At 31.6% G+C, this 25,195-nt stretch carries 24 protein-coding genes and 1 riboswitch; of the genes, 16 read left to right on the top strand and 8 right to left on the bottom strand.

What is annotated here, in order from left to right; genetic code table 11:
- From purQ to purD, 7 genes are read left to right on the top strand one after another with little or no spacing between them, the layout of a single operon-like run.
- A complete protein-coding gene (purQ, locus tag NST64_RS08240) occupies positions 1 to 672 on the top strand; it encodes a phosphoribosylformylglycinamidine synthase subunit PurQ (protein ID WP_002455506.1) in 672 nt (223 codons plus the stop codon).
- Entirely contained in the window at positions 665 to 2,854 is a 2,190-nt protein-coding gene (gene purL, locus NST64_RS08235) for a phosphoribosylformylglycinamidine synthase subunit PurL (protein WP_049417857.1), read from the top strand. Before purQ ends, purL begins: the two co-directional genes overlap by 8 nt.
- On the top strand, positions 2,833 to 4,317 hold the full coding sequence (gene purF / locus NST64_RS08230; protein WP_002455505.1) for an amidophosphoribosyltransferase: 1,485 nt from the start codon (positions 2,833 to 2,835) through the stop codon (positions 4,315 to 4,317). The genes purL and purF overlap by 22 nt, the downstream gene beginning before the upstream one ends.
- Positions 4,310 to 5,338 carry a phosphoribosylformylglycinamidine cyclo-ligase gene (purM, locus tag NST64_RS08225; protein ID WP_002455504.1) on the top strand — a complete coding sequence of 343 codons (1,029 nt, stop codon included), beginning with the start codon at positions 4,310 to 4,312 and terminating at the stop codon, positions 5,336 to 5,338. The genes purF and purM overlap by 8 nt, the downstream gene beginning before the upstream one ends.
- Before the next feature lie 2 nt (positions 5,339 to 5,340).
- Positions 5,341 to 5,907, top strand: coding sequence for a phosphoribosylglycinamide formyltransferase (purN, locus tag NST64_RS08220; protein ID WP_049417859.1), 567 nt, complete (start codon positions 5,341 to 5,343; stop codon positions 5,905 to 5,907).
- Between the two features lie 15 nt (positions 5,908 to 5,922).
- Positions 5,923 to 7,401, top strand: coding sequence for a bifunctional phosphoribosylaminoimidazolecarboxamide formyltransferase/IMP cyclohydrolase (gene purH, locus NST64_RS08215; protein WP_049417861.1), 1,479 nt, complete (start codon positions 5,923 to 5,925; stop codon positions 7,399 to 7,401).
- 35 nt (positions 7,402 to 7,436) lie between these two features.
- On the top strand, positions 7,437 to 8,675 hold the full coding sequence (gene purD, locus NST64_RS08210) for a phosphoribosylamine--glycine ligase (RefSeq protein WP_002455503.1): 1,239 nt from the start codon (positions 7,437 to 7,439) through the stop codon (positions 8,673 to 8,675).
- A 149-nt stretch (positions 8,676 to 8,824) separates the two neighbouring features.
- Here purD and NST64_RS08205 read toward each other — a convergent pair whose 3' ends face one another.
- From NST64_RS08205 to graF, 4 genes are all read right to left on the bottom strand, one after another.
- Entirely contained in the window at positions 8,825 to 9,634 is an 810-nt protein-coding gene (locus NST64_RS08205) for an energy-coupling factor transporter transmembrane component T family protein (RefSeq protein WP_002448247.1), read from the bottom strand.
- Positions 9,627 to 11,030 (bottom strand): ABC transporter ATP-binding protein, encoded by a 1,404-nt coding sequence (locus NST64_RS08200; protein ID WP_002455502.1) that lies wholly within the window; start codon positions 11,028 to 11,030, stop codon positions 9,627 to 9,629. The genes NST64_RS08205 and NST64_RS08200 overlap by 8 nt, the downstream gene beginning before the upstream one ends.
- 12 nt (positions 11,031 to 11,042) lie before the next feature.
- Positions 11,043 to 11,618, bottom strand: a complete 576-nt coding sequence (locus NST64_RS08195) for an ECF transporter S component (RefSeq protein WP_002448226.1) — start codon at positions 11,616 to 11,618, stop codon at positions 11,043 to 11,045.
- A gap of 92 nt (positions 11,619 to 11,710) precedes the next feature.
- A riboswitch (TPP riboswitch) is annotated at positions 11,711 to 11,812 on the bottom strand.
- Between the two features lie 265 nt (positions 11,813 to 12,077).
- Positions 12,078 to 12,197 (bottom strand): glycopeptide resistance-associated protein GraF, encoded by a 120-nt coding sequence (gene graF / locus NST64_RS08190; RefSeq protein WP_002448238.1) that lies wholly within the window; start codon positions 12,195 to 12,197, stop codon positions 12,078 to 12,080.
- A gap of 152 nt (positions 12,198 to 12,349) precedes the next feature.
- Between graF and auxA the strand changes: the two genes are divergently transcribed.
- The 5 genes from auxA to ptsP all read left to right on the top strand — a co-directional run bounded on the left by auxA (position 12,350) and on the right by ptsP (position 17,836).
- Positions 12,350 to 13,645 carry a lipoteichoic acid stability factor AuxA gene (gene auxA / locus NST64_RS08185; protein ID WP_049417865.1) on the top strand — a complete coding sequence of 432 codons (1,296 nt, stop codon included), beginning with the start codon at positions 12,350 to 12,352 and terminating at the stop codon, positions 13,643 to 13,645.
- Positions 13,646 to 13,798: 153 nt separating this feature from the next.
- Positions 13,799 to 14,971: a class I SAM-dependent rRNA methyltransferase gene (locus tag NST64_RS08180; RefSeq protein WP_002488373.1), complete on the top strand. Its 1,173-nt coding sequence runs from the start codon at positions 13,799 to 13,801 to the stop codon at positions 14,969 to 14,971.
- Between the two features lie 65 nt (positions 14,972 to 15,036).
- Positions 15,037 to 15,579, top strand: a complete 543-nt coding sequence (locus NST64_RS08175; protein WP_002448203.1) for a DUF697 domain-containing protein — start codon at positions 15,037 to 15,039, stop codon at positions 15,577 to 15,579.
- 272 nt (positions 15,580 to 15,851) lie between these two features.
- The gene (locus NST64_RS08170; protein WP_002448249.1) at positions 15,852 to 16,118 is read left to right on the top strand and encodes a phosphocarrier protein HPr; all 267 of its coding nucleotides are present in this window, start codon (positions 15,852 to 15,854) and stop codon (positions 16,116 to 16,118) included.
- 2 nt (positions 16,119 to 16,120) lie between these two features.
- The gene (gene ptsP, locus NST64_RS08165; protein ID WP_049417867.1) at positions 16,121 to 17,836 is read left to right on the top strand and encodes a phosphoenolpyruvate--protein phosphotransferase; all 1,716 of its coding nucleotides are present in this window, start codon (positions 16,121 to 16,123) and stop codon (positions 17,834 to 17,836) included.
- A 52-nt stretch (positions 17,837 to 17,888) separates the two neighbouring features.
- Here ptsP and NST64_RS08160 read toward each other — a convergent pair whose 3' ends face one another.
- On the bottom strand, positions 17,889 to 18,122 hold the full coding sequence (locus NST64_RS08160) for a glutaredoxin family protein (protein ID WP_002448107.1): 234 nt from the start codon (positions 18,120 to 18,122) through the stop codon (positions 17,889 to 17,891).
- A gap of 195 nt (positions 18,123 to 18,317) precedes the next feature.
- Between NST64_RS08160 and NST64_RS08155 the strand changes: the two genes are divergently transcribed.
- The 3 genes from NST64_RS08155 (at position 18,318) to NST64_RS08145 (ending at position 21,463) form a co-directional block, all read left to right on the top strand.
- Positions 18,318 to 19,664, top strand: a complete 1,347-nt coding sequence (locus NST64_RS08155; protein ID WP_002448254.1) for a cytochrome ubiquinol oxidase subunit I — start codon at positions 18,318 to 18,320, stop codon at positions 19,662 to 19,664.
- Positions 19,664 to 20,680 (top strand): cytochrome d ubiquinol oxidase subunit II, encoded by a 1,017-nt coding sequence (locus tag NST64_RS08150; RefSeq protein ID WP_049417874.1) that lies wholly within the window; start codon positions 19,664 to 19,666, stop codon positions 20,678 to 20,680. The genes NST64_RS08155 and NST64_RS08150 overlap by 1 nt, the downstream gene beginning before the upstream one ends.
- A gap of 123 nt (positions 20,681 to 20,803) precedes the next feature.
- Positions 20,804 to 21,463, top strand: coding sequence for a potassium channel family protein (locus tag NST64_RS08145; protein ID WP_002448135.1), 660 nt, complete (start codon positions 20,804 to 20,806; stop codon positions 21,461 to 21,463).
- 38 nt (positions 21,464 to 21,501) lie between these two features.
- On the opposite strand, the gene rnjA is transcribed toward NST64_RS08145, so the two are convergent.
- The 3 genes from rnjA to def form a co-directional block, all read right to left on the bottom strand.
- Positions 21,502 to 23,181, bottom strand: a complete 1,680-nt coding sequence (gene rnjA, locus NST64_RS08140; RefSeq protein WP_002448244.1) for a ribonuclease J1 — start codon at positions 23,179 to 23,181, stop codon at positions 21,502 to 21,504.
- Positions 23,181 to 23,399 carry a DNA-dependent RNA polymerase subunit epsilon gene (locus tag NST64_RS08135; RefSeq protein WP_002448185.1) on the bottom strand — a complete coding sequence of 73 codons (219 nt, stop codon included), beginning with the start codon at positions 23,397 to 23,399 and terminating at the stop codon, positions 23,181 to 23,183. Before NST64_RS08135 ends, rnjA begins: the two co-directional genes overlap by 1 nt.
- Before the next feature lie 356 nt (positions 23,400 to 23,755).
- Positions 23,756 to 24,307: a peptide deformylase gene (gene def, locus NST64_RS08130; RefSeq protein ID WP_002448106.1), complete on the bottom strand. Its 552-nt coding sequence runs from the start codon at positions 24,305 to 24,307 to the stop codon at positions 23,756 to 23,758.
- A 134-nt stretch (positions 24,308 to 24,441) separates the two neighbouring features.
- Here def and NST64_RS08125 point away from each other — a divergent pair, with 134 nt between their 5' ends.
- Positions 24,442 to 25,071, top strand: coding sequence for a YkyA family protein (locus NST64_RS08125; RefSeq protein WP_049417876.1), 630 nt, complete (start codon positions 24,442 to 24,444; stop codon positions 25,069 to 25,071).
- The last annotated feature ends 124 nt before the right edge of the window (positions 25,072 to 25,195 follow it).

The following is a 25,195-nucleotide window of genomic DNA, read 5'->3' as shown; positions in this document are numbered from 1 at the left end:
ATGAAATTTGCAGTTCTCGTTTTTCCAGGATCTAACTGTGATAGAGATATGTATAATGCAGCTATTAAAACAGGTGCAGAAGCTGAATATGTAGATTATCGTGAAACATCTTTAAATGGTTTTGACGGGGTATTAATTCCAGGTGGTTTTTCATTTGGTGACTATTTACGTTCGGGGGCTATGGCAAGTGTCGCTCCAATTATTAGCGAAGTGAAACGTTTTGCCAGTGAAGGTAAGCCCGTTTTAGGTGTATGTAATGGATTCCAGATTTTAACTGAGATAGGACTATTACCCGGCGCCTTATTACATAATGATTCACATCTATTTATTAGTAGAAATGAAAAACTGAAAGTTGTTAATAATCAAACTCCTTTTACTAATTTATATGGAGAAAATGAAATTGTTGTTTATCCTGTAGCACATGGAGAAGGACATTATTATTGTACAGATGATATGTACAATGAATTAGTTGAAAATAATCAAATTATTTTAACATATGAAGATAACCCGAATGGGTCTCATGAACATATTGCAGGTATTGTAAATAAAGCAGGCAATGTATGTGGAATGATGCCTCATCCTGAAAGAGCACTTGAAACACTTCTTGGTACAGACAGTGGTGTCAAATTATTCGAAGCAATGGTAAATAGTTGGAGGGAACAAAATGTCTAAGTTTATCGAACCTAGTATTGAAGAAATTAAACTTGAAAAACTATATCAAGACATGGGTTTAAGTGATGAAGAATATAATAAGGTACGTGAAATTTTAGGAAGAGAGCCTAACTTTACAGAAGTAGGTATTTTCTCAGTCATGTGGAGTGAACATTGCTCTTATAAACATTCTAAACCTTTCTTAAAGCAATTCCCGACAACTGGTGAGCATGTTCTTATGGGACCAGGCGAAGGTGCTGGAGTTGTAGATATTGGTGATAATCAAGCGGTGGTTTTCAAAGTAGAATCTCACAATCATCCTTCAGCAATCGAACCTTATCAAGGTGCAGCTACTGGTGTAGGAGGTATCATCAGAGATATTGTATCGATTGGAGCAAGACCCATTAACCTACTAAATAGTTTGCGATTCGGTGAATTATCAGTAAAACAAAATCAACGTTTATTAAAAGGCGTTGTCCGTGGTATTGGTGGTTACGGTAATTGTATTGGTATACCAACTACAGCAGGAGAAATCGAATTCGATGAACGTTACGATGGAAATCCACTTGTCAATGCAATGTGTGTAGGTGTTATCGATCATGATATGGTACAAAAAGGTACTGCTAAAGGTGAAGGAAATTCAGTCATTTATGTAGGCCTTAAAACTGGACGCGATGGTATTCATGGTGCCACATTTGCATCTGAAGAATTAACTGAAGAAAGTGAAAGTAAACGACCTTCAGTACAAATTGGTGACCCTTTTGTAGGTAAAAAATTAATGGAAGCCACACTTGAAGCAATCACTTTTGATGAACTTGTAGGTATCCAAGATATGGGAGCAGCAGGTCTTACCTCTTCTTCATCAGAAATGGCTGCTAAAGGCGGTAGTGGATTAGTACTGCACTTAGATCAAGTCCCAACACGTGAACCAGGAATCTCACCATATGAAATGATGTTATCTGAAACCCAAGAAAGAATGTTACTTGTTGTTGAAAAGGGAACAGAACAAAAATTCTTGGACTTATTTGATAAACATGAACTTGATAGTGCAGTAATTGGTGAAGTAACGAATACTGACCGCTTCGTTCTTAAATACGAAGATGAAGTATATGCAGATATTCCTGTTGATGCACTAGCTGATGAAGCACCTGTCTATATTTTAGAAGGTGAAGAAAAAGAATATAATACCTCAAAAAATGATTATAGTGAGATCAATGTACAAGATGTATTTAAGAAATTATTAAAGCATCCAACAATTGCTTCAAAACATTATTTATATGAGCAATACGATCAACAAGTAGGTGCTAATACCATTATTAAACCTGGACTACAATCATCTGTAGTAAGAGTTGAAGGAACAAATAAAGCTATTGCTTCAACCATTGATGGTGAAGCTCGATATGTATTTAATCAACCTTACGAAGGTGGAAAAATGGTTGTGGCAGAAGCTTATAGAAATTTAATTGCTGTAGGCGCAACACCATTAGCTATGACAGACTGTTTAAATTATGGTTCTCCAGAAAAGAAAGACATTTATCAACAATTGATTGATTCTACAAAAGGGATGGCAGAAGCTTGTGAAGTATTAAAAACACCAGTAGTATCAGGAAACGTTTCTTTATATAACGAAACTAGAGGAACTTCTATTTTCCCTACACCAGTAGTAGGAATGGTAGGACTTATTGAAGATATTCAATATTTAAATGATTTCTATCCAGAAACAGGACATACATTATATCTTGTAGGGGAAACAAGAAATGACTTTGGTGGAAGTCAAATTGAAAAACTTTTATATAGTAAAGTCAATCATGAGTATGAAGAAATTGATTTAGGTGATGAAGTGGCAAAAGGCGAAGCAATAAAAACATCTATTAGAAATGGAATTGCTTCTCATGTACAAACTGTAGGTAAAGGCGGTTTACTTATTACGCTTGCTAAAATAAGTGCTTATTATAATTTAGGATTAGAAGCAAAAGTAGAACTCTCTGATGCACAATTATTTAGTGAAACACAAGGACGTTATGTCGTTGCAGTCAAAGAAGGACAAACACTTGATGTCGATGGAGCTATTAAAATTGGTGAATTAACAGATGTTGATGAATTTAAAGTATCTAATACTACATCTACAATTACAGAAAAAGTCTCAGATATTAAAGCAATTTGGGAAGGAGCTATTTCAGAATGTTTAACTACAGTGGATTAAACGAAGAATGCGGTGTCTTTGGCATTTGGAATCATTCAGAAGCAGCTCAGTTAACTTATATGGGATTGCATAGTTTACAACATAGAGGGCAAGAAGGTGCAGGGATTGTAGTTTCTGATGAAGATACTCTAAAGGGTGAACGTGGTTTAGGCTTACTTACTGAAGCCATTAAAGAACCACAACTTAATAAACTAAAAGATGGCAACCATGCTATTGGACATGTTCGTTATGCGACATCAGGAAATAAAGGTATCGAAAACATTCAACCATTTTTATATCATTTCTACGATATGAGTGTCGCAATTTGTCATAATGGTAATTTAATTAATGCACAAACTTTAAGACAATACCTTGAAAAACATGGCGCCATTTTTCACTCATCTTCTGATACTGAAGTGATTATGCATTTAATTCGTCGTAGTAAAGCTCCTACATTTGAAGAGGCGCTAAAAGAAAGCTTACGACAAATTAAAGGCGGATTTACTTTTGCAATATTGACTAAAGACGCTTTGTATGGTGCTGTTGATCCAAATGCGATTCGTCCTCTAGTAGTTGGTAAGATGCAAGATGGAACATACATTTTGGCTAGTGAAACATGTGCCATAGATGTGCTAGGAGCAGAATATGTTCAAGATATTCATGCTGGAGAGTATGTTGTCATTAATCATAATGGTATTGAAGTAAAATCATATACAAGTCATACTAACACAGCGATTTCAGCAATGGAATATATTTACTTTGCGCGTCCAGATTCAACCATTGCTGGAAAAAATGTGCATGCAGTTCGTAAAGTTTCTGGTAAAAAATTAGCTCAAGAAAGTCCGGCTCAAGCAGATATGGTTATCGGTGTTCCAAATTCATCATTATCTGCAGCTAGTGGCTATGCTGAAGAGATTCAATTACCTTATGAAATGGGGCTTGTAAAAAACCAATATGTCGCACGAACTTTTATTCAACCTACACAAGAATTACGTGAACAAGGGGTGCGCGTTAAGCTATCGGCAGTGAAAGATATTGTAGAAGGTAAAGACATTATTTTAGTTGATGATTCTATTGTAAGAGGAACAACAAGTAAACGTATTGTCAGAATGCTTAAAGATGCTGGAGCAAATAAAATACATGTACGTATAGCTTCTCCAGAATTTATGTTCCCTAGCTTTTATGGAATTGATGTGTCTACGACTGCTGAATTGATTTCTGCTAATAAATCTCCAGAAGAAATTTGTGAGTATATTGGCGCAGATTCTCTTGCATATTTAAGTGTTGAGGGTCTTATCGAATCAATTGGATTAGATTTTGATGCACCCTATAGTGGGTTATGTGTAGAAAGTTTTACAGGAGATTATCCAGCAGGTCTATTTGACTATGAAGAAAACTATTTAAATAATTTAAGTACACGTCAAAAAGAATATATTGATAATCATAAACATTATTTTGATAGAGAGGGAAATATACATGTCTAAAGCTTATGAACAATCAGGTGTTGATATTCATGCAGGTTATGAAGCGGTAGAAAGAATGTCTAGTCATGTTCAACGTACAATGCGTAAAGAAGTACTTGGTGGATTAGGTGGATTTGGTGCGACTTTTGATTTATCCCAGCTTAATATGAAAACACCAGTATTAGTCTCTGGTACAGATGGCGTAGGAACAAAGTTAAAGCTTGCCATTGATCATAATAAGCATGACACGATTGGTATTGATGCAGTTGCCATGTGTGTAAATGATATTCTTACAACGGGCGCAGAACCACTATATTTTTTAGATTATATAGCAACAAATAAAGTTGTTCCGGAAGTGATAGAGCAAATTGTAAAAGGTGTGAGTGATGGTTGTGAAGCTACTCATACTGCTCTTATTGGTGGGGAAACAGCCGAAATGGGTGAAATGTATCACGAAGGAGAATATGACTTAGCAGGTTTTGCTGTAGGAGCAGTCGAAAAAGATGAATATATTGATGGATCTGAAGTAGAAGAAGGACAAATTATCATTGGTTTAGCTTCTAATGGTATTCATTCTAATGGATATAGTTTAGTGAGAAAGTTAATTGAAGAATCTGGAATTAATTTGAATGATTCATTTGATGGAAGTACTTATCTTGATATATTTTTAGCTCCGACTCAATTGTATGTGAAACCTATTTTAACTTTAAAAGAAAAAGTTAAAATCAAAGGCATGAATCATATTACTGGTGGTGGATTTTATGAAAATATACCTAGAGGCTTACCTAAAGGCTTAGCAGCTAAAATTGATACACAATCCTTCCCAACACCAAAAGTATTTGAATGGTTACAACAACAAGCTGACATTGAAACGAGTGAAATGTATAACGTTTTTAATATGGGCATAGGCTATACTGTCATTGTAAATAAAGAAGATGTATATAAAACACTTGATGTCTTAAAAGAACAAGATATTGCTGCATATCAAATAGGGGAAATTGTTAAAAGTAATGATGCACCGATTTATCTTGAGGGGGTATAGATATGACTAAGGTGGCTATATTTGCCTCTGGATCAGGAAGTAACTTCGAAAATATTGTATCTAAAGTTGGTAAGGGGCAGCTTAATAATATAGAAATTACTTCTTTGTATACAGATCATCACGATGCTTATTGCATTGAGCGTGCAAAACAGTTGAAAGTGATGGTTCATATTAATGAACCTAAAGACTTTGAAAACAAAGGAGAATATGAACAAAAATTAATTCAACTTCTTCATAGTGAAGAAGTGGAGTGGATTATCTTAGCAGGTTATATGAGATTAGTGGGACCAGACTTATTAAATGCTTATGAAGGTAAAATATTGAATATTCATCCTTCATTATTACCAAAGTACAAGGGGAAAGATGCAATTGGTCAAGCATTTAATAGTGGCGATAAGGAAACAGGTTCAACAGTTCACTATGTAGATAGTGGAATGGATACGGGAGAAATAATTGAACAACGAAAATGTGATATAAACCCGGACGATACAAAAGAAGCGTTAGAAGAGCGTGTGAAACAATTAGAATATGAACTTTATCCAAGTGTAATAGCTAAAGTTATTAAATAAGGAGCATAGTTAATCATGAAAAAAGCAATTATTAGTGTTTCAAATAAAAGTGGAGTCGTGGAATTTGCTAAATCATTAATGCAATTAGATTATGAATTATATTCAACGGGCGGTACAAAACGTGCTTTAGAAGAAGCAAATGTAACTGTTAAATCTGTCTCAGAGTTGACGCAATTTCCTGAAATTATGGATGGCCGCGTAAAAACGTTACATCCAGCAGTACACGGTGGTATTTTAGCAGATCGTAATAAACCTGAACATTTAGAACAATTATCAGAACAACACATTGATTTAATTGATATGGTTGTGGTCAACTTATATCCTTTCCAACAAACTGTAGCTAATCCAGATGTAACTGAAGATGATGCAATTGAAAATATCGATATTGGTGGTCCAACCATGTTACGTGCTGCAGCCAAAAATTTTAAACATGTAACAACTATTGTCCATCCATCAGATTATAATGAAGTCATTCAACGAATTAAGGAACATCGACTCGATGAATCATACCGTAAGTCATTAATGATTAAAGTATTTGAACATACAAATGAATATGATCATGCAATTGTAAGTTTCTTCAAAGGAGATAGTGAAGAATTAAGATATGGTGAGAATCCTCAACAATCAGCACGTTTTGTTCGTACTTCTAATAGTAAACATACTATTGCTGGTGCTAAACAATTGCATGGTAAGGCATTGAGTTTTAATAATATTAAAGATGCAGATTCAGCATTAGCATTAGTGAAAAAATTTAAAGAACCAGCTGCCGTTGCAGTTAAACATATGAATCCATGTGGTGTAGGTATTGGCACTGATATTGAAACTGCATTTAAAAATGCGTATGATGCAGATAATCAGTCTATCTTTGGGGGGATTATTGCACTAAATAGAACTGTTACCAAAGATTTAGCCGAAACGTTACACTCTATTTTCTTAGAAGTTGTCATTGCACCAAAATTTGATAAAGAAGCTTTAGATATTTTAACTCAAAAGAAAAATATTCGCTTATTAGAAATTGATATGACAATTGATAATCGTGAAGAAGAATTTGTTTCAGTCTCAGGTGGATATTTGGTTCAAGATAAAGATAATTATGAAGTGTCTAAAGAGGAAATGAAAGTTGTTACAGACGTTGAACCTACCGATGCTCAGTGGGAGGCAATGCTTCTAGGATGGAAAGTTATTCCATCAGTGAAAAGTAATGCGATCATTTTAAGTAATAATAAACAGACAGTTGGAATTGGTGCAGGACAAATGAATAGAGTAGGTGCAGCTAAGATTGCTTTAGAGCGCGCAATTGAAATAAATGACAATGTAGTAATGATTTCTGATGGATTCTTCCCAATGGATGATACTGTTGAACTTGCTGCAAAACATGGTATTAAAGCTATTATTCAACCAGGCGGTTCAATTAAAGACCAAGATTCGATTGATATGGCTAACAAACATGGTATTGCTATGGTTACTACTGGTATGCGTCATTTTAAACACTAATTTAAAATAATTGAGAGAATAGAGGGAGAAAAGAAATGAATGTTTTAGTTATAGGTGCAGGCGGTCGTGAACATGCATTAGTATCAAAATTACATCAGTCGCCACTTATTGAAAAACTTTATGCTATTCCTGGAAATGATGCAATGACTCATTTAGCCGAAGTACACACTGAAATTGCTGAAACTGATCATGAGGCTATTTTACAATTTGTCCACCAACATCACATAGAATGGGTGATTATTGGTCCAGAACAACCATTGATAGATGGTTTATCTAATAAATTGAGAGACAATCATGTTAAAGTTTTTGGTCCTAACAAAGAAGCAGCCCAAATTGAAGGTTCTAAATCTTTTGCTAAAAGGTTAATGGAAAAATATGATATTCCAACTGCTGATTATAAAGAAATAGACAATAAAACTGAGGCACTTAATTATGTAAATGAATGCGAATTACCTATTGTAGTCAAAAAGGATGGGCTAGCTGCTGGTAAAGGCGTAATTATTGCTAATACACGAGATGAAGCAATTGAAGCGGTAGAAGTGCTATATCCACAAGAAGATGGAAAAGTTGTCTTTGAACAATTTCTTGAAGGAGAAGAATTTTCATTAATGACATTCATTAATGGGGATTATGCAGTTCCTTTTGACTGTATTGCTCAAGATCATAAACGTGCCTATGATAATGATGAAGGTCCTAATACTGGTGGGATGGGCGCTTATTGTCCTGTTCCCCATATTTCAAATGACGTTTTAGAGCGTACAAACAAAGATATTGCTCAACCAATTGCTAGAGCGTTAAAAGAAGAGGGTTATGACTATTTTGGTTTACTTTATATAGGTGCAATTTTAACTAAAGAAGGTCCTAAAGTTATTGAATTTAATGCACGATTTGGTGATCCAGAAGCGCAAGTATTGTTAAGTCGTCTAGAAAGTGACTTGATGGCACAAATCGTAGCTCTAGACCGTAAAGAACCTATTCGTTTTCAATGGATTGACGATTATGTGGTAGGGGTAATGCTTGCTTCGAAAGGCTATCCTGGGTCATATGAGAAAGGTGCAGAGGTTTCAGGCTTTGAAGTAAATAACCATTATTTCGTTAGTGGTTTGAAAAAAGAAAATGATACATTTCTTACATCTGGCGGACGAGTTGTATTAGCCATTGGAAAAGGAAAAACTATTCAACAAGCACAAAAAGATGCTTATGGAAATGTAGAAAAAATTAAGAGTGATCAACTATTTTATCGTAAAGATATTGGAAATAAAGCGCTCAAATAAACTAAAAATAATAGCCCATAGATGACATTCATCTATGGGTATTTTATAATGCTAGGGCTTAATATACTAGCAAGATGAATTTACTGTGTTTTTGAAACTGCTTTTATCTTTGAACTCAATCTTTACTTTAGTTTGTCTTATGTTATATATTACTCTAACATTTCTGAAACACGAGCATCTTTAATACCAGTGATTGGAAAATATTGAGATAAATAAAAAGCAATAATAAGTAAAGCAATTGTCATACCAATAAAAAGAATATCTTTGTATGAGAAAGGTGCTTTATAATAATAGGTACGTGGGCCATCTTTAAATCCTTTTGATTCCATAGCTACTGATAATTGATGTGCACGACGTATGTTTTGGCTTAAGACTGGAATAAGTAAGTGTTTTATACGTTTAAATCCACGATAATTGGAAGCATCAATCATTTGGTAACGCATTTTTAAAGAACGTCTTAATTGGATAAATGATGTGAAAATAAGTGGTACCATACGAATAGCAGCCATAAATGCATAAGCGATTTTAGGTTTTACTTTTAAATGTTGCATTAAACTATAGAAAATCATTACAATTTGTGATGTTAATGCAATCAACACACCAAACATTGAAACTGTAATTGTTCTTAAAGATAAGTGAAGACCTCTTACAATGCTCTCAGTACTAATATGAATAATTCCCCATTCAAATAACATATGTGTACCATCACCATATAAAATCATGAATAATGATGATAGCAAGGCAAAGAGAATGGTTGCTGATAAAAATGCAGCAATGACTTTAAAAGCTGTACCATTAAAAGATAATAAAAATATAAACATCAATAAAGTAATATAAATCATATAATCAAAATTATGCACAAAAATGATAAAAATAAATAACAAAACTCCAAGAATTAATTTCGTAATAATGTTTACATCATCTACAAGTGTATGACGCTTTTTCCAACGTTCAAACATTTGATTCACCTGCCATTTCTAAAAGCTTATGATTTTCTACGACAAGTCGACGTGTTGGATAACGATGAATAATTTCAGGGTCATGCGTCACCATTACGATAGTTTGTCCTTGTTTTACACGTTCTTCAAACAGCTTAATCAATTGAAATGTATTATGACTATCAAGTCCAAATGTTGGCTCATCTAATAAAACAATTTCAGCTTTTGAACTTAAAGCAGTTGCTACGCTCAATCGGCGTTTCTGACCTGTAGATATTTCAAAAGGATGATGATGTTTAACTTTTTCTAAATGTAAAAGTTTCAAAAGATGTTCAGTTTCTTCTTTCGATTTTGCTTTATCAAGATGATTATAATGAATATTAATTTCGTCATAAACTGAATTAGTAATAAACTGAAGTTCAGGATTTTGGTATACAAGATACATATTTTGAGCAGCATCTTTAATTTTCTTCAGTAATCGGTTCTCATAAAACATTGTACCGTTGTATTTCACTAATTGCATCATAGATTCAAGTAAAGTAGTTTTGCCAGCTCCATTTTTTCCAGTAATTGTAATCCATTCTCCAGGATGAATATTTAGTTCTGAAACTTCAAATAGTGTATTTTTACTGCGAATTATTTGTCCGTTTTGAAATTTAAAAAGTGTTTTAGAAGTCTGTGGTGTTAAATCTGTTCGTATAGGTGCATAATCCCATGCATGAGGGTGCCATACGCCAAATTCAGTAAGTAACGATTCACAATGTTTGAGTATGTATTCAGGTGTATTATCAGCTATAATTTCTCCATCATAGTTCATTAATATGACTCGATCTACATGATGCCAAATATGTTCCACTTTATGTTCTACAATTAATACCGTTTGATCAGTCCATAATTGAATGAGTCGTTGCCATAAGTCAGCAGTTGCTTGTACATCTAACATAGCTGTAGGTTCATCTAAAAAGAGTGTATCAGCTTTCTGTAAAATGGTTTCGACGATAGCAAGTTTTTGTTTCATGCCACCACTTAAATTATTTACGAAAGTTGAATTATCTACATCTAAATCTACTGACGCAAGTGCTTTTTTAATTTGTTCATCCATGTCTTCTCTTGGCACTTGTTGATTTTCTAAGACGAAAGCTAATTCTTCGTAAACTTTTGGCATACAAAATTGTGTATCTGGGTCTTGAAAAATAACCCCTGAATTAGGGTCAATGTCTAGTTCATCATATTTCATCGGTAATTCTATAAGATTAGGAACAATACCACTCAGTACATTAAGTAATGTGCTTTTACCAGATCCTGAAGGACCTAGTAAAAGCACTTTTTCTTTATCTTTAATTTCTATATTTAGATTATCGAAAATTTTTCGATCACCATTTGGATATTTTAGACGTAAATTTTTGACTTTTAACACAATCATTTCCCCTTATAAGTTGTCGTAATCTTTTTGAGAGGCAGGACGGAATAATTTAGTTACTCCAGTTTGATCTAAGGCTTTTACAATTAAATAAGAGAGTATACCAGACAGTACAATACCACTAATAGCACGGAAAATGATGAAAAGTAGTAAGTTCCAACCCGCAACTTCGTTTAGATAGCCATAAAAATAATCTACAGGGAAAGATACTAATGCTGTTACTAAACCAGCTAACATTGCTACCATTAAAGAACGTGATTTGTATTTAAAGATAGCAAACACAACTTCACATGCTAGACCTTGTAAAATTGCATATACTATAGTAGGAATATCAAATTTCCCCATAACAATAGTTTCACCTGCACCAGCAGCAAATTCAGCAATTAATGCAATACCTGGTTTAGGAATAATTAAGTAAGCTACAATAGCAGCCATAAACCAAATACCGTATGTAAGTTGTTCTAGATGTATACCAGCTACTTGAGCTAAATTATATGGCAACCACCATAAGTTATAAATGATTGCAAAAATAACAGCAATCAGCACAGTAACTAGAATTTCTGAAAGCTTTAAACCTTTAGACATAAAATAGTTCCTCCTAAAAAAACGCACAACCCTTCGTAGAAAAGTTGTGCGTAAATTTAAATAAAAATGCTATTGATTATTAAAAACATGATTTATTTAAGTTAACACTTTCCTACGCTAGTATTTAACTAGATCAGGTTCAAAGGGTTTGAGGTTAAGCCTCATCTCAGTGCTATACACCCCTAGTGCATTTATATTTTATTTATTTTAAATGTATGACTTTTAATAGTAGATGTCAAGATGCTTTTAATCTATATTTAATTAAAAATAAATTATAATTAAACAGTTTACATATTTAATAAGTGAAATGTAATTAGTTCTAAAAATAATTGAATAAAAGTAGGACAGATTTATTTCCAACTCAGCCATCGATAGCCAATATATTAAAAATACCTGAGACAACTTGTATGTCTCAGGCTTATTCATTAATTACTATTAATGATGACATAAATAAGAAAATTAGTCTAATGTATTTTGAACGTCTTGTTTAGTTTGTTCAATATCATCAGTTTTTTCTTCTTTTTGTTCTTTTAATTTTTCTTCATATTCTTTTGCTTTTTTTGCATCTTCATGTGTCATAGGACAACTCTCCTTTTTCATAAATTACTTTACAAAACTAATATACCCAATTAATAAAAGGATAAACTTAATCTCAGTCTAGAGAAGTATTTTATTTTTTATTAAAGACAAGAATAGAAAGTTCATATATAATTAATTTTGAGGTGAACTGTATGTCTTTTGTTAAGAAACACGCCGAGATTATCTATAGTTACTTGATCGGTATCGTTTCACTCTTCACAGGTCTCATTATCTTGATCAATTTGCCTTTAATTCATAAACTAAAAAATAAAGATAAAATTGACTTAAAAATACATAATATATGGGACTTTCTTAATGCATTTTTTAGTGAAATAATTAGAGTGATGAGTAGATTCATAGGCAACTTTCCAGTTGTAAGTGCAGTCATAATTATTCTATTTGGTATTCTAGTCATATTGATTGGATATACGTTATTTAGAACAACCAAATATGATTACGACATCTCAATTTTCTTTTTAGTCATTGGTATTTTATACTTCCTCATTACAATTACATTGATGACTCAAGTATATGGTTTTTGGGCAATTATATTCATTATTCCATTTGTGATTCATACAGGATATATCGTTTATAAAGATGAATTGTATCAAGAAAATAGAAAAGTTCATTATTTATGGATTATTATTTCATATGGAATAAGTTACTTGATTACTCAAATGTCATTGTATGGCAAAATCGATGCAAATGAGATTGAGCCTATTGATATTTTAAGTGTAAATACATTCTTCATCATTATGTGGTTATTAGCTCAAGCGGCAATTTGGAATTTCTTATTCTTACGCCGTGCGTTACCTTTAACAAAAGAAGAATTAGGGGAAGAAGAGCCTGAATTATCAAGAACTCAAAAAGGAAACGTTTCGACTCAATCAAAAGTTCATTTTAAACAACTTCAAGATAAAACATCAGAATATGCACATAAGACAAGAAGAAGTGTAGATTTAGATAAAATTAGATCTAAACGCGATAAATTTAAAAGTAAATTTAAAAATATTGTAGATATAGAAGAAGATGATATTCCTAAGTGGATGAGACGTCCTAAATGGATTAAACCAGCATATGTGGAAATTTTCTGTGGGTTTATCTTATTCTTATTTACATTTATAGAATTTAATAACAGAAATGCTCTATTTGTATCTGGAGAATGGAAATTATCACAAACTCAATACGTGATTGAATGGATTACATTGTTAATATTACTCTTTATTATTATCATTTACATTGCTACGACATTTACTCATTTTTTAAGAGGCAAATTTTACTATTTACAGTTGTTTATGATTAGTATTCTATTTTTCAAATTGCTTACTGAATTTATTAATATAATGATTCATGGTCTATTACTTTCAATATTTATAACACCTACATTAATTATTATGTTAATACCTGTAATTATAGCATTTTCATTGCAATTAAAAGAAAAACCATAATCTGAGTAAGGGAGTGGAATAGAATTCATTTTTGAATTCATTGTTCCACTTCTTTTTTTAATTTAATATTTAGGTGAAGAATTTTAAATTTGTTAAAATAGTAGAGTAAATCACAACAGATTCGTTAAAAAAATTAAAATAGGAGAAATTAAAATGAAAATAGCAACTTTAAATAAAGGCAAAGAAACTAAATATTTAAATCAATATCCTTTAGTTGAAGAAGAAGATATTTTTCAACATGATCATTTAAAAGAAGGTGACTTGTTTAATATAGTTACTGAAAATAACCAATACATAGCAACAGCTTATGTAGGACGTCAACATAAAGGCATAGGATGGGTAATTACATATAGCCAAGAAGAAGATATCAATATTACTTTCTTTGAAAATTTATTTAAAAAAGCGCTAGAAGAAAGAGCGTATTACTACAATATAGAAGGAACTAATGCTTTTAGACTATTTAATGCTGAGGGAGATGGCGTTGGAGGCTTAACTATTGATAATTATAATGGACATTTACTTATTCAATGGTATTCAAAAGGAATTTACAAGTTTCGTTATATAATTATTGAAGCAATAAAAAAAGTATTTAAATTTGAATCTGTTTTTGAAAAAATGCGCTTTAAAGATACGGAGTATACAGGGGGACATGTACTTGGAAAAACTCCAGAATTTCCAATAGTTATTGAAGAAAATTTTACATTTTACAATGTTGATTTAAACGATGGATTGATGACAGGAATATTTTTAGATCAAAAAGAAGTTCGTAAAAAATTACGTGATTATTTTGCCGAAAATAGAAGTGTTTTAAATCTATTTAGTTATACGGGCGCGTTTTCAGTAGTAGCATCTAAAAATGCTAAAGTTACAACAAGTGTAGATTTAGCTAATCGTTCTCGTACATTAACCGAAGAAAATTTTGGGTTAAATGGTGTAGACCCTAAAAGTCAATATATCTATGTTATGGATACATTTGATTTTTATAATTATGCAGCACGTCATGGAAAACAATATGACACAATAGTTATTGATCCGCCTAGTTTTGCACGTAATAAAAAGAAAACTTTTTCAGTACAAAAAAATTATGATGATTTAATTAATGGTGCTTTAGATGTTTTAGCACCAGATGGTACATTGCTGCTATGTACAAATTCAAGTGCTTTTTCTTTAAAAGCATTTAAAAATGTAATTAAGAAAACATTGGAACAAGCTAACGTAGAATATGAAATAGAAGAAGTCATGGGATTACCAAAAGACTTTAAAACACATCCACATTATAAACCTTCTAAATATTTAAAAGCTGTATTCATAAATATTAAGCATTAAAGTACTGAAATAGGGTATTACATGTATGTTGAAAATATTATGAAAAACGAAAGGTGAGTTAGTAAATGGGGATTATTCATAAAATTACAAATGGAGTTACTGATAAAGTTGGTAAAAAAGTCTTAGATATAGAAGAAATTAACGAAAAAGATATCTTACCTAAAAACGAAGAAGAAATTGCACAACGTAGAGAAAAAGCTAAAGCAGTCGTTAAGAAAAAATCTTTATTATCTTCAGGGATGAGTGTTGTGCCAATTCCAGGATTAGACTTTGGTGTAGATATCAAATTGATGAAAGATATTATTGAAGATATTAATAAAATTTACGGTCTTGATCAAAAACAAGTCAATTCTCTTGGTGAAGATGTTAAAGAACGTATTTTATCAGCAGCAGCAATTCAAGGTAGTTCAATGATTGGTGAAAAAGTAACTAGTGGTGCTTTGAAATTAATTATTAGAGATGTTGCTAAGCGTACAGCAGCAAAACAAACAAAATGGTTCCCAGTAGTGGGGCAAGCTGTTTCAGCTTCAATTAGTTACTACTTTATGAATAAATTAGGTCAAGATCATATAGAAAAATGTGAAAAAGTTTTACGTGATATTATTTAATTTTTTAAAAATGTAGTATAATAAAAGCGAAGAAATTTATATATAATATTAGAAAATTGACTGACATAAAGCTATACCTATTATAAGTAATCAAACTTTGTTTGATTACTTATATAATGATTGCTACTTTGCTAACATAAGTGTATTTTTCTATAATAATTCAATTATATAAGAATTGAATTCAGTTATATATTTTGGTAGTGTTAGGGTATAAATTTTTATGTTAGATAATAAGAAAATTAATTTTCTAACTTACGGAGGAGAAATAGATTATGGAACAAAAATCATATGTAATTGTTGACGAAACTGGAATTCATGCACGTCCAGCTACAATGCTAGTGCAAACAGCATCTAAATTTGATTCAGATATTCAATTAGAATATAACGGTAAAAAAGTAAATTTAAAATCAATTATGGGCGTTATGAGTTTAGGTGTAGGTAAAGATGCTGAAATCACTATCTATGCTGATGGAAGCGATGAACAAGATGCAATTCAAGCTATCAGTGAAGTTTTATCAAAAGAAGGTTTAACAGAGTAATTATGTCTAAATTAATTAAAGGTATTGCAGCTTCTGATGGAGTTGCAATTGCCAAAGCATATTTACTAGTAGAACCTGATTTATCATTTACGAATGAGAAAATTACTGATACTGATGCTGAAATTAAAAAATTCAGAAACGCTTTAGAAGCTTCCAAAATTGAATTAACAAAAATTAGAAATAATGCTGAAAAATCATTAGGTGCAGATAAAGCTGCTATTTTTGATGCACATTTACTTGTACTTGATGATCCAGAATTAATTCAGCCAATTGAAGATAAAATTGCGAATGAGAAAGTAAATGCTCCAGAAGCATTAAATGAAGTTACGACTCAATTCATTACTATTTTTGAATCTATGGATAATGAGTATATGAAAGAACGTGCAGCAGATATTCGTGACGTTTCTAAGCGTGTACTTGCTCATCTTTTAGGCGTGGACTTACCAAATCCTAGTATGATTGATGAAAGTGTAGTTATTATAGGAAATGATTTAACACCATCTGATACTGCACAATTAAACAAAGAGTTTGTTCAAGGTTTTGTTACAAATATTGGTGGACGTACAAGTCATTCTGCAATTATGAGCCGTTCATTAGAAATTGCAGCCGTGGTGGGTACTAAATCGATTACTCATGAAGTAAAACAAGGAGATATGGTTATTGTTGACGGTATTACTGGTGACGTTATCATAGATCCAACTGAAGATGAACTCATTGCTTATCAAAATAAACGTGAGCGTTTCTTTGAAGATAAAAAAGAATTACAAAAACTTCGTGATGCTGAAACTGTAACTGTTGACGGTGAACATGCAGAATTAGCTGCTAATATTGGTACACCTGATGATTTATATGGTGTTATGGAAAATGGCGCTGAAGGAATTGGTCTTTATAGAACAGAATTTTTATATATGGGTAGAGATCAAATGCCAACTGAAGACGAACAATTTGAAGCATATAAAAAAGTTTTAGAAACTATGAAAGATAAACGTGTTGTTGTACGTACTTTAGATATTGGTGGAGATAAAGAATTACCATATTTAAATTTACCTAAAGAAATGAATCCATTCTTAGGTTATCGTGCAATTCGTTTGTGCTTAGATCAACAAGACATCTTCAGAACACAATTACGTGCGTTATTACGCGCATCTGCTTATGGTAAATTAAATATTATGTTCCCAATGGTAGCTACTATTAAAGAGTTTAGAGATGCTAAAGCTATTCTTTTAGAAGAAAAAGATAAATTAACTAGCGAAGGACAAGAAGTTGCTGATGATATCGAAGTAGGTATCATGGTAGAGATTCCTTCTACTGCTGCGTTAGCTGATATCTTTGCTAAAGAAGTAGATTTCTTTAGTATAGGAACTAATGACTTAATTCAATATACTATGGCAGCTGATCGTATGTCTGAACGTGTTTCATATTTATATCAACCATATAATCCAGCAATTTTACGTTTAGTTAAACAGGTTATTGAAGCTTCTCATAAAGAAGGTAAATGGACTGGTATGTGTGGTGAAATGGCTGGCGATGAAACAGCAATTCCATTATTATTAGGTTTAGGATTAGATGAATTCTCTATGAGTGCAACTTCTATTCTTAAAGCTAGAAGACAAATTAATGGTTTAAGTAAAAACGAAATGACGGAATTAGCAAATCGTGCCATTAATTGTGCAACACAAGATGAAGTTAAAGAACTTGTTCATCACATTTCTAAATAATATTAAAAATACCTGAGACAACTTATGATGTCTCAGGTTCTTTTTTTATATACTACAGTTGGATATCAAATATTTTGTTAATTTTTTCTAAATCTACCTGATACATAGGCTCCTCATTTAATAAGATAAATGGTGTAGAGAATGCATCATATTCTAACATTTCCTTACGATAAGAAGGATACTTAATATTTTTTTCAATAAAATTAATATGATGTTCCGTTAAATAATTTTTTAAAAAATTACAAGGTGGACAATCATCTTGTGTATAGATAATTATTTTAGACATAAATCATATTCTCCTTTTAATTATACTTTTCTTACTATATATAAGGTAATTAAAAAATGCAAATTGTGAATTTTATGTGAATTCCATTTAAATTCTCTATTAAAAAGTAAACAAAAAAATTTTAGTTACTAATGTTTAGGTATATAATTTAAATCTATAGGCTTTAATTTTAAATTATAGAAAAGGTGGTTAAGTATGAATTCTGTCGAAATTAGTCGTTTTTTGACAGGGATGACATTAGGCGTTCATATTATTTTTGCTACTATTGGAGTAGGAATGCCATTAATGTTTGCAATCGCAGAGTTTTTAGGGATCAAAAAGAAAGATCCTAAATATATAGCATTAGCAAAACGTTGGTCAAAAGGGTATACGATTACAGTTGCAGTTGGAGTTGTAACTGGAACAATTATTGGATTACAACTTTCACTTGTTTGGCCTACGTTTATGAAAATGGGTGGCCATGTTATCGCGCTTCCTCTTTTTATGGAAACATTTGCTTTCTTCTTTGAAGCAATCTTTTTAAGTATTTATCTATATACATGGAATCGTTTTAAAAATCAATGGATACATTTTTTAATTAGTTTACCTGTTATTATTGGTGGTTCATTCTCAGCGTTCTTTATTACTTCAGTGAACTCATTTATGAATACTCCAGCAGGTTTTGAAATGAAAAAAGGCAAAATGGTTAATGTTCAACCATTTGAAGCAATGTTCAATTCTTCATTTTTAGTTAGAGCATTTCATGTTGTTGCAACAGCTGGTATGACGATGGCGTTTATTTTGGCAGCAATCGCTGCATTTAAATTATTGAAAAATAAATATAGTGAAGATGCGCCATATCATAAAAAAGCGTTAAAAATGACTATGATTCTTGGATTTATTCAAACATTATTATCAATGTTAGCTGGAGATTTGTCTGCTAAGTTTCTTCATAAAGTACAACCAGAAAAATTAGCCGCCTACGAGTGGCATTTTGATACACATTCTAAAGCAGATTTAGTATTTTTTGGTGTCTTAAATGAAAAAACACAAGAAGTTTCAGGAGCCATAAAAATTCCTGGATTACTGAGCTTTTTAGCTGATAATAATATTAATACTAAAGTAAAAGGTTTAAATGAATTTCCTAAAAATGATTTACCTCCATTAATCGTTCATTATTTCTTTGATTTAATGGTATCGATGGGAATCTTTTGTTTTATCGTATCAGGCATTTTCATATTAGCATTAATGATAAAAAAACTACGTCCTATTATAACTAAAAAAGTAATGCTTTATGCAGTACTTTTAACAGGACCTGCTTCAATGCTTGCTATAGAGTTTGGTTGGTTCTTAACTGAAATGGGACGTCAACCATGGATTGTTAGAGGTTACATGCGTGTTAGCCAAGCTGCTACACAGGCAGGAGGAATTACGTTAGTAACAATTCTATTCGGTTTACTTTATTTTGTACTTCTCTTTACATCTGCCTATGTATTATTGAGAATGTTTAGAAATAAACCAGCTCGCGAGGATATTGATAAAGTGATTGGAGGTCAAGAATAATGGATTATACTGGCATAGGTATTACAGTATTATGGACTTTCCTATTTTTTTATATTATCGTAGCGTCTATTGATTTTGGTGCTGGATTTTTAACTTTGCATACAAAATTAACGGGAGAAGAAAAAAAGATTAATCATCTTATAGAAAGATATTTAAATCCTGTATGGGAAGTAACAAATGTATTTTTTGTATTTTTCTTTGTAGGTTTTGTAGGATTTTTCCCAGATTCAGCTCTTTATTTAGGGACAGTGTTATTAGTTCCTGGTTCAATCGCTTTAATTCTTATTTCTATTAGAAGTAGTTTTTATGCTTTTGAACATTATGGACAAGATAATAAACTACCCTGGATATTTTTATATGGTATTACTGGACTTTTAATACCCGCAGCACTCGCAACTGTATTGACTATCTCAGAAGGTGGATACATTAATGAACAAGGCAATCATTTTGATTTGGATTGGGTACAGTTACTATTAAGTCCTTTCGCATGGTCAGTTGTATTTTTAGCAATTGTAAGTGTATTATATATATCATCAGGATTTTTAACATATTATGCTTCTAAAGCAAAAGATAAAGTAGCTTATATATTTATGCGTCAATGGTTTATGTTCTGGGGTCCACCGATGATTATTATTTCATTATTTGTATTCTTATCATTAAGAATACAAAACTCTAATCACTTTTATAATGCAATTACGCATTATTGGTGGATGTTTGCAATTAGTTTTATTTTCTTCTTAATTGCAGGAATTTTAAATATGATTAAAAAGTATCATGGTTTAGCATTTATTATGGTAATTTTACAAATGGCTTTCGCTTTTTACGGATACGGTATGAGTAAGTTACCTTATATTCTTTATCCATATATTAAAATTTCAGATTCAGGTGTAAACTCATCAATGGGCTTAGCATTAACAATCGTCTTTATTTTAGGTTTACTTTTATTACTTCCATCGTTAATATTGTTATTGAGATTATTCGTTTTCGATAAACAATATGTGGAAGGTAAAAAGTAATTTAAATTAAGAGAGGAGCTAAAATGAGAGTAATTTATATTTATAGAACTTTGAATAAGTTTCTAGTATATAAATGAACTTATCATTTTAGCTCTTATTTTTTAGATAGGAGTTCCAGAAGTCATGGAGAAAGAGTATGTAGTGATAGGATTAGGTCGTTTTGGAGGAAGTATTGTAAGAGAGCTAAATGCTTTAGATATGGATGTTATGGCTATTGATAGAGATGAAGCTCGAGTAAATGAATATAGTGAAATTGCGACACATGCTGTTGTAGCTGACACTACAGATGAAGCGGTAATGAAAAGTTTAGGTATACGAAATTTTGACCATGTCATTGTGGCAATAGGTGAGAATATTCAATCTAGTACATTAACAACTTTAATATTGAAAGAATTAGGTGTTAAAAAAGTTACGGCCAAAGCACAAAACGATTATCATGCAAAGATTTTGAATAAAATTGGTGCTGATACTGTGGTACATCCAGAAAGAGATATGGGTCGTCGTATTGCACATAATGTAGCAAGTGCAAGTGTACTAGACTACCTTGAACTCGCAGATGAGCATTCATTAGTAGAGTTAAAAGTAAGTGAAAAATTGACTGGTCAAACAATCAGAGATTTAGATATTCGAGCACAATTCGGTATTAATATTATTGCAATAAAAAGAGGACGAGAAATCATTGTGTCACCAGATCCAAACATGAATATTGAAATTGGAGATATTATGATAATGATCGGCCACGATAATGATTTAAATCGTTTTGAGAAAAAAATAGTAAGATAGTAAAACACACGGTATTTCTTAAGAAATACCGTGTGTGTTTATTCTTCATTTACTTTCATAATTACTGGTAAAATCATTGGACGACGAGCTGTTTTTTCATATAAATACGGCTGTAACGTTTCAATGATTGAAGATTTAATTTGATGCCATTGAATATCATCATTTGAATTTAGTTTTGAAATAACATCCGTTTTAATTTTTCGTTGTGCATCATAAATTAATTGGCCAGATTCACGCATGTAAACAAAACCACGTGAAATAATATCTGGACCTGAAAGAAGTTTATTTGTATTAAAATCAATACTTACTACAACAATAACCAATCCTTCTTCAGATAATAATTTACGATCTCGAATGACAACATTACCAATATCACCGATGCCACTTCCATCAACTAATACATTACCAGATGGAATTCGACCAGCTTTACGCGCAGAATCGTGTGTTAAAGCTAAAACATCACCAATATCAAAAATAAAGACATTTTCTTCTTTAACACCACAATCAATACCTGTTTGACCATGAGCTTTTAGCATACGATATTCACCATGAATAGGTAAGAAGTATTTAGGTTGAATTAAACGAAGCATTAACTGCTGGTCGCCTTGGGAACCATGTCCTGATGTATGAATGTTAGAAATCTTACTGTGAATAACATCAGCACCAGCTTTATATAATGCGTTAATTGTACGATTGATACTTTTAGTATTCCCTGGAATAGGAGAAGAACTGAATACTACAGTATCATCAGGTATAATTTTAATTTGTTTGTGTGTACCATTAGCGATACGTGAAAGTGCAGCCATTGGTTCACCTTGAGAGCCAGTGCATAAAATAAGTAACTCGTGTTTAGGAATATTATTAATTTTGTTAGGCTCAACAAATGTTTCTGGAGGTGCTTTGATATAACCCAGCTCCATACCAATCTTAATATTATTTTCCATTGAACGGCCAAAAGTTACAATTTTACGATTATATTTAATTGCTGCTTCCACCGCTTGTTGGACACGATAGATGTTTGATGCAAAGGTTGCGAAAATAATACGACCTTTACAGTTACGGAAAATTTTATCGACATTTTGTCCAACTTCACGTTCACTTAATGTGAAATCAGGAACTAGCGCATTCGTAGAGTCAGATAACAAGCATAATACGCCTTCTTTACCAAGCTCTGCCATTTTGGCGATATTAGCAGGCGCACCAACAGGTGTAAAATCAAATTTAAAGTCACCAGTATGGACAATTTTACCTTCAGGTGTGTCAACAACAACACCATATGCTTCTGGGATACTATGCGTAGTTAAGTAAAAAGAAATTTCAAAATGTTTAGATTTTATAACACTATCTTCTGTAATTTCATTTAAACTAGCATTACGCAGTAAATTGTGTTCTTCTAATTTATTGCGTATTAAACCTAAAGCTAAAGGGCCACCATAAATAGGTACATTAATTTGCTTTAATAGGTAGGGCACACCACCTATATGGTCTTCATGTCCATGAGTAATAAATAAACCAACAATTTTATCTTGATTTTGTTCTAAGTAGGTATAATCAGGAATAACGTAGTCTATACCTAATAAATTATCATCAGGGAACTTAATTCCAGCATCGATGATAACAATTTCATCTTTATACTCCACAGCATAAGTGTTTTTACCAACCTCACCTAAGCCGCCTAGAGCATATACACCTACTTCATTAGAATGTAATTGTTTCATTATTGAGCGTTCTCCACATTAAAGTGATCAGAATGTTCTTTTTCATATTCTAAATGTGCGCCCTCTAATTTAGTAATAAATTCGATATTATAATTGCGATCTTTTAAATAACGTCTTACTTGTTCTTCAGTTTCACCTTCAACATAAATTGTATTTGTGTTCTCACGAACAATTACTTCGTCTTTATTATGTTGAAAAAATACTTTAAATACTGCCATGATATATATTTCCTCCTAAATAAATGTTTATTTATTGTCTTATGAGCACAAGTAGAAAATAAATAAAATATACATGTTTATTTATTTTCACATCTAACGTGAATGCTACATAACAGGCATTTTAAATTTTTAATATAAAATAATATTTATTTTACTGTGCTTAAAGGCAAATCATACATGTCGTTCATTTTTTGAAAGATAGTAATTTACTATGATTTCAGTTAATTTTTATTTTACCTTATGTATCAGAATAAATAAAGCAGTTTATATGTAGTAAAAGTAGGAGGAAATTGAATAAAAAAAGAAAAACCTAACACATTTATTACAATAATGTAAAAATGCATTAGGCTTGAATATTAAACTTCAACTGAGTCTGGTAATGGAGTAAGAGGATGATCTTTATCGATATAATCGTAGAACATAATACCATTTAAATGATCAATTTCATGTTGAAATACAATTGCTGGATAACCTTTTAAACGTAATTTAACTTCATTACCATCAATATCATAAGCTTTAATTGTTGTTCTATAATGACGATGAACTAAACCAGGTATATTTTCATCTACACTTAAACAACCCTCACCAGTAGGTAAATAAGCGTGTTGAACACTATGACTAATTACTTTAGGATTGACCAACATATAGTCGTAAGATTTACCTTCCCCATCGTCAGGTAAATACACAGCTATCATTTTTTTTGAAATATTAATTTGTGGTGCAGCTAAACCTACTCCAGAGCGTAGACCATATTTTTTAGCAATTTCATCATCTTGACTATTAATTAAAAATTCACGCATATCACGCAAAGTATTTTTGTCTTCTTCAGAAAGAGGTAAATTCACGTCTTTTGCTTTTTCGCGTAACGTAGGATGTCCATCTCTAATAATATCTTTCATTGTTAACATGTTATACACCTTCCTTATATAATATAAAATATAACAGATAATATACATTTACGTACATTATATAGTTTCATTTGATTTATAAACTATCTTTATATAATATTACAATCGAAACACTATGAGGAGGAATGACATTAATGAAATTACGTAAAACCATAGTTGTTGCAGCTGCCTCTACACTTTTATTAGCTGGTTGTACAACTGATAAAAAAGAGGTAAAAGCTTATGACGATAATGTTCAAAAAGCATTTGATAAAGAACAATCTATAAATGAGGTTAGTAAAAAACTAAATTCACTTGAAGAAAAGAAACAAGGTTTGTATAAAAAAGCAAATAGTAATGACAGTAATACACGTAGTAAAGCAGCTGACGATGTACTTGATAATATTGATAAACGAGAAAAAACCTTTGATAAGGAAGTTTCAATTTTAAAAAATTCCGAAAAGCAATTTAAAAAAGGCGATTCTCATATTAACGATATTAAAAATGATAATAAAAGAAAAGAAGTTAAACAACTTGATGATGCTATAAAAAACAAATATAAAACACATGACGACTATGCTAAGGCTTATAGAAATGTATTAAGTAAAGAAAAAGATTTATTTGAATTAGTCAAACAAGATGGAGTAACGCAATCTCAAGTAGACGAAAAAAACAATGCGCTTAATAAAGCTCAAAAAAACTTTAAGAAAAAATTCCAGGCTTATGCTAAGGCAATGAATACAGTTAATAAAGAAAAACAAGACGTCGATCATTTAATCTCTTAACATCACTAATACAGTGTTAATTGTTACATTGATACAGTTTCTCAGACTGTATCTTTTTTTAGTAATACAGAACTTTATGAAAATGTTTAACAGTCTAAAATAATTGTGGTACACTATGAGTGGA

The organism is Staphylococcus sp. FSL W8-1268, assembly GCF_038003965.1.
GTDB lineage: Bacteria > Bacillota > Bacilli > Staphylococcales > Staphylococcaceae > Staphylococcus > Staphylococcus hominis.
This window is presented reverse-complemented; position numbering and strand designations above follow the sequence as displayed.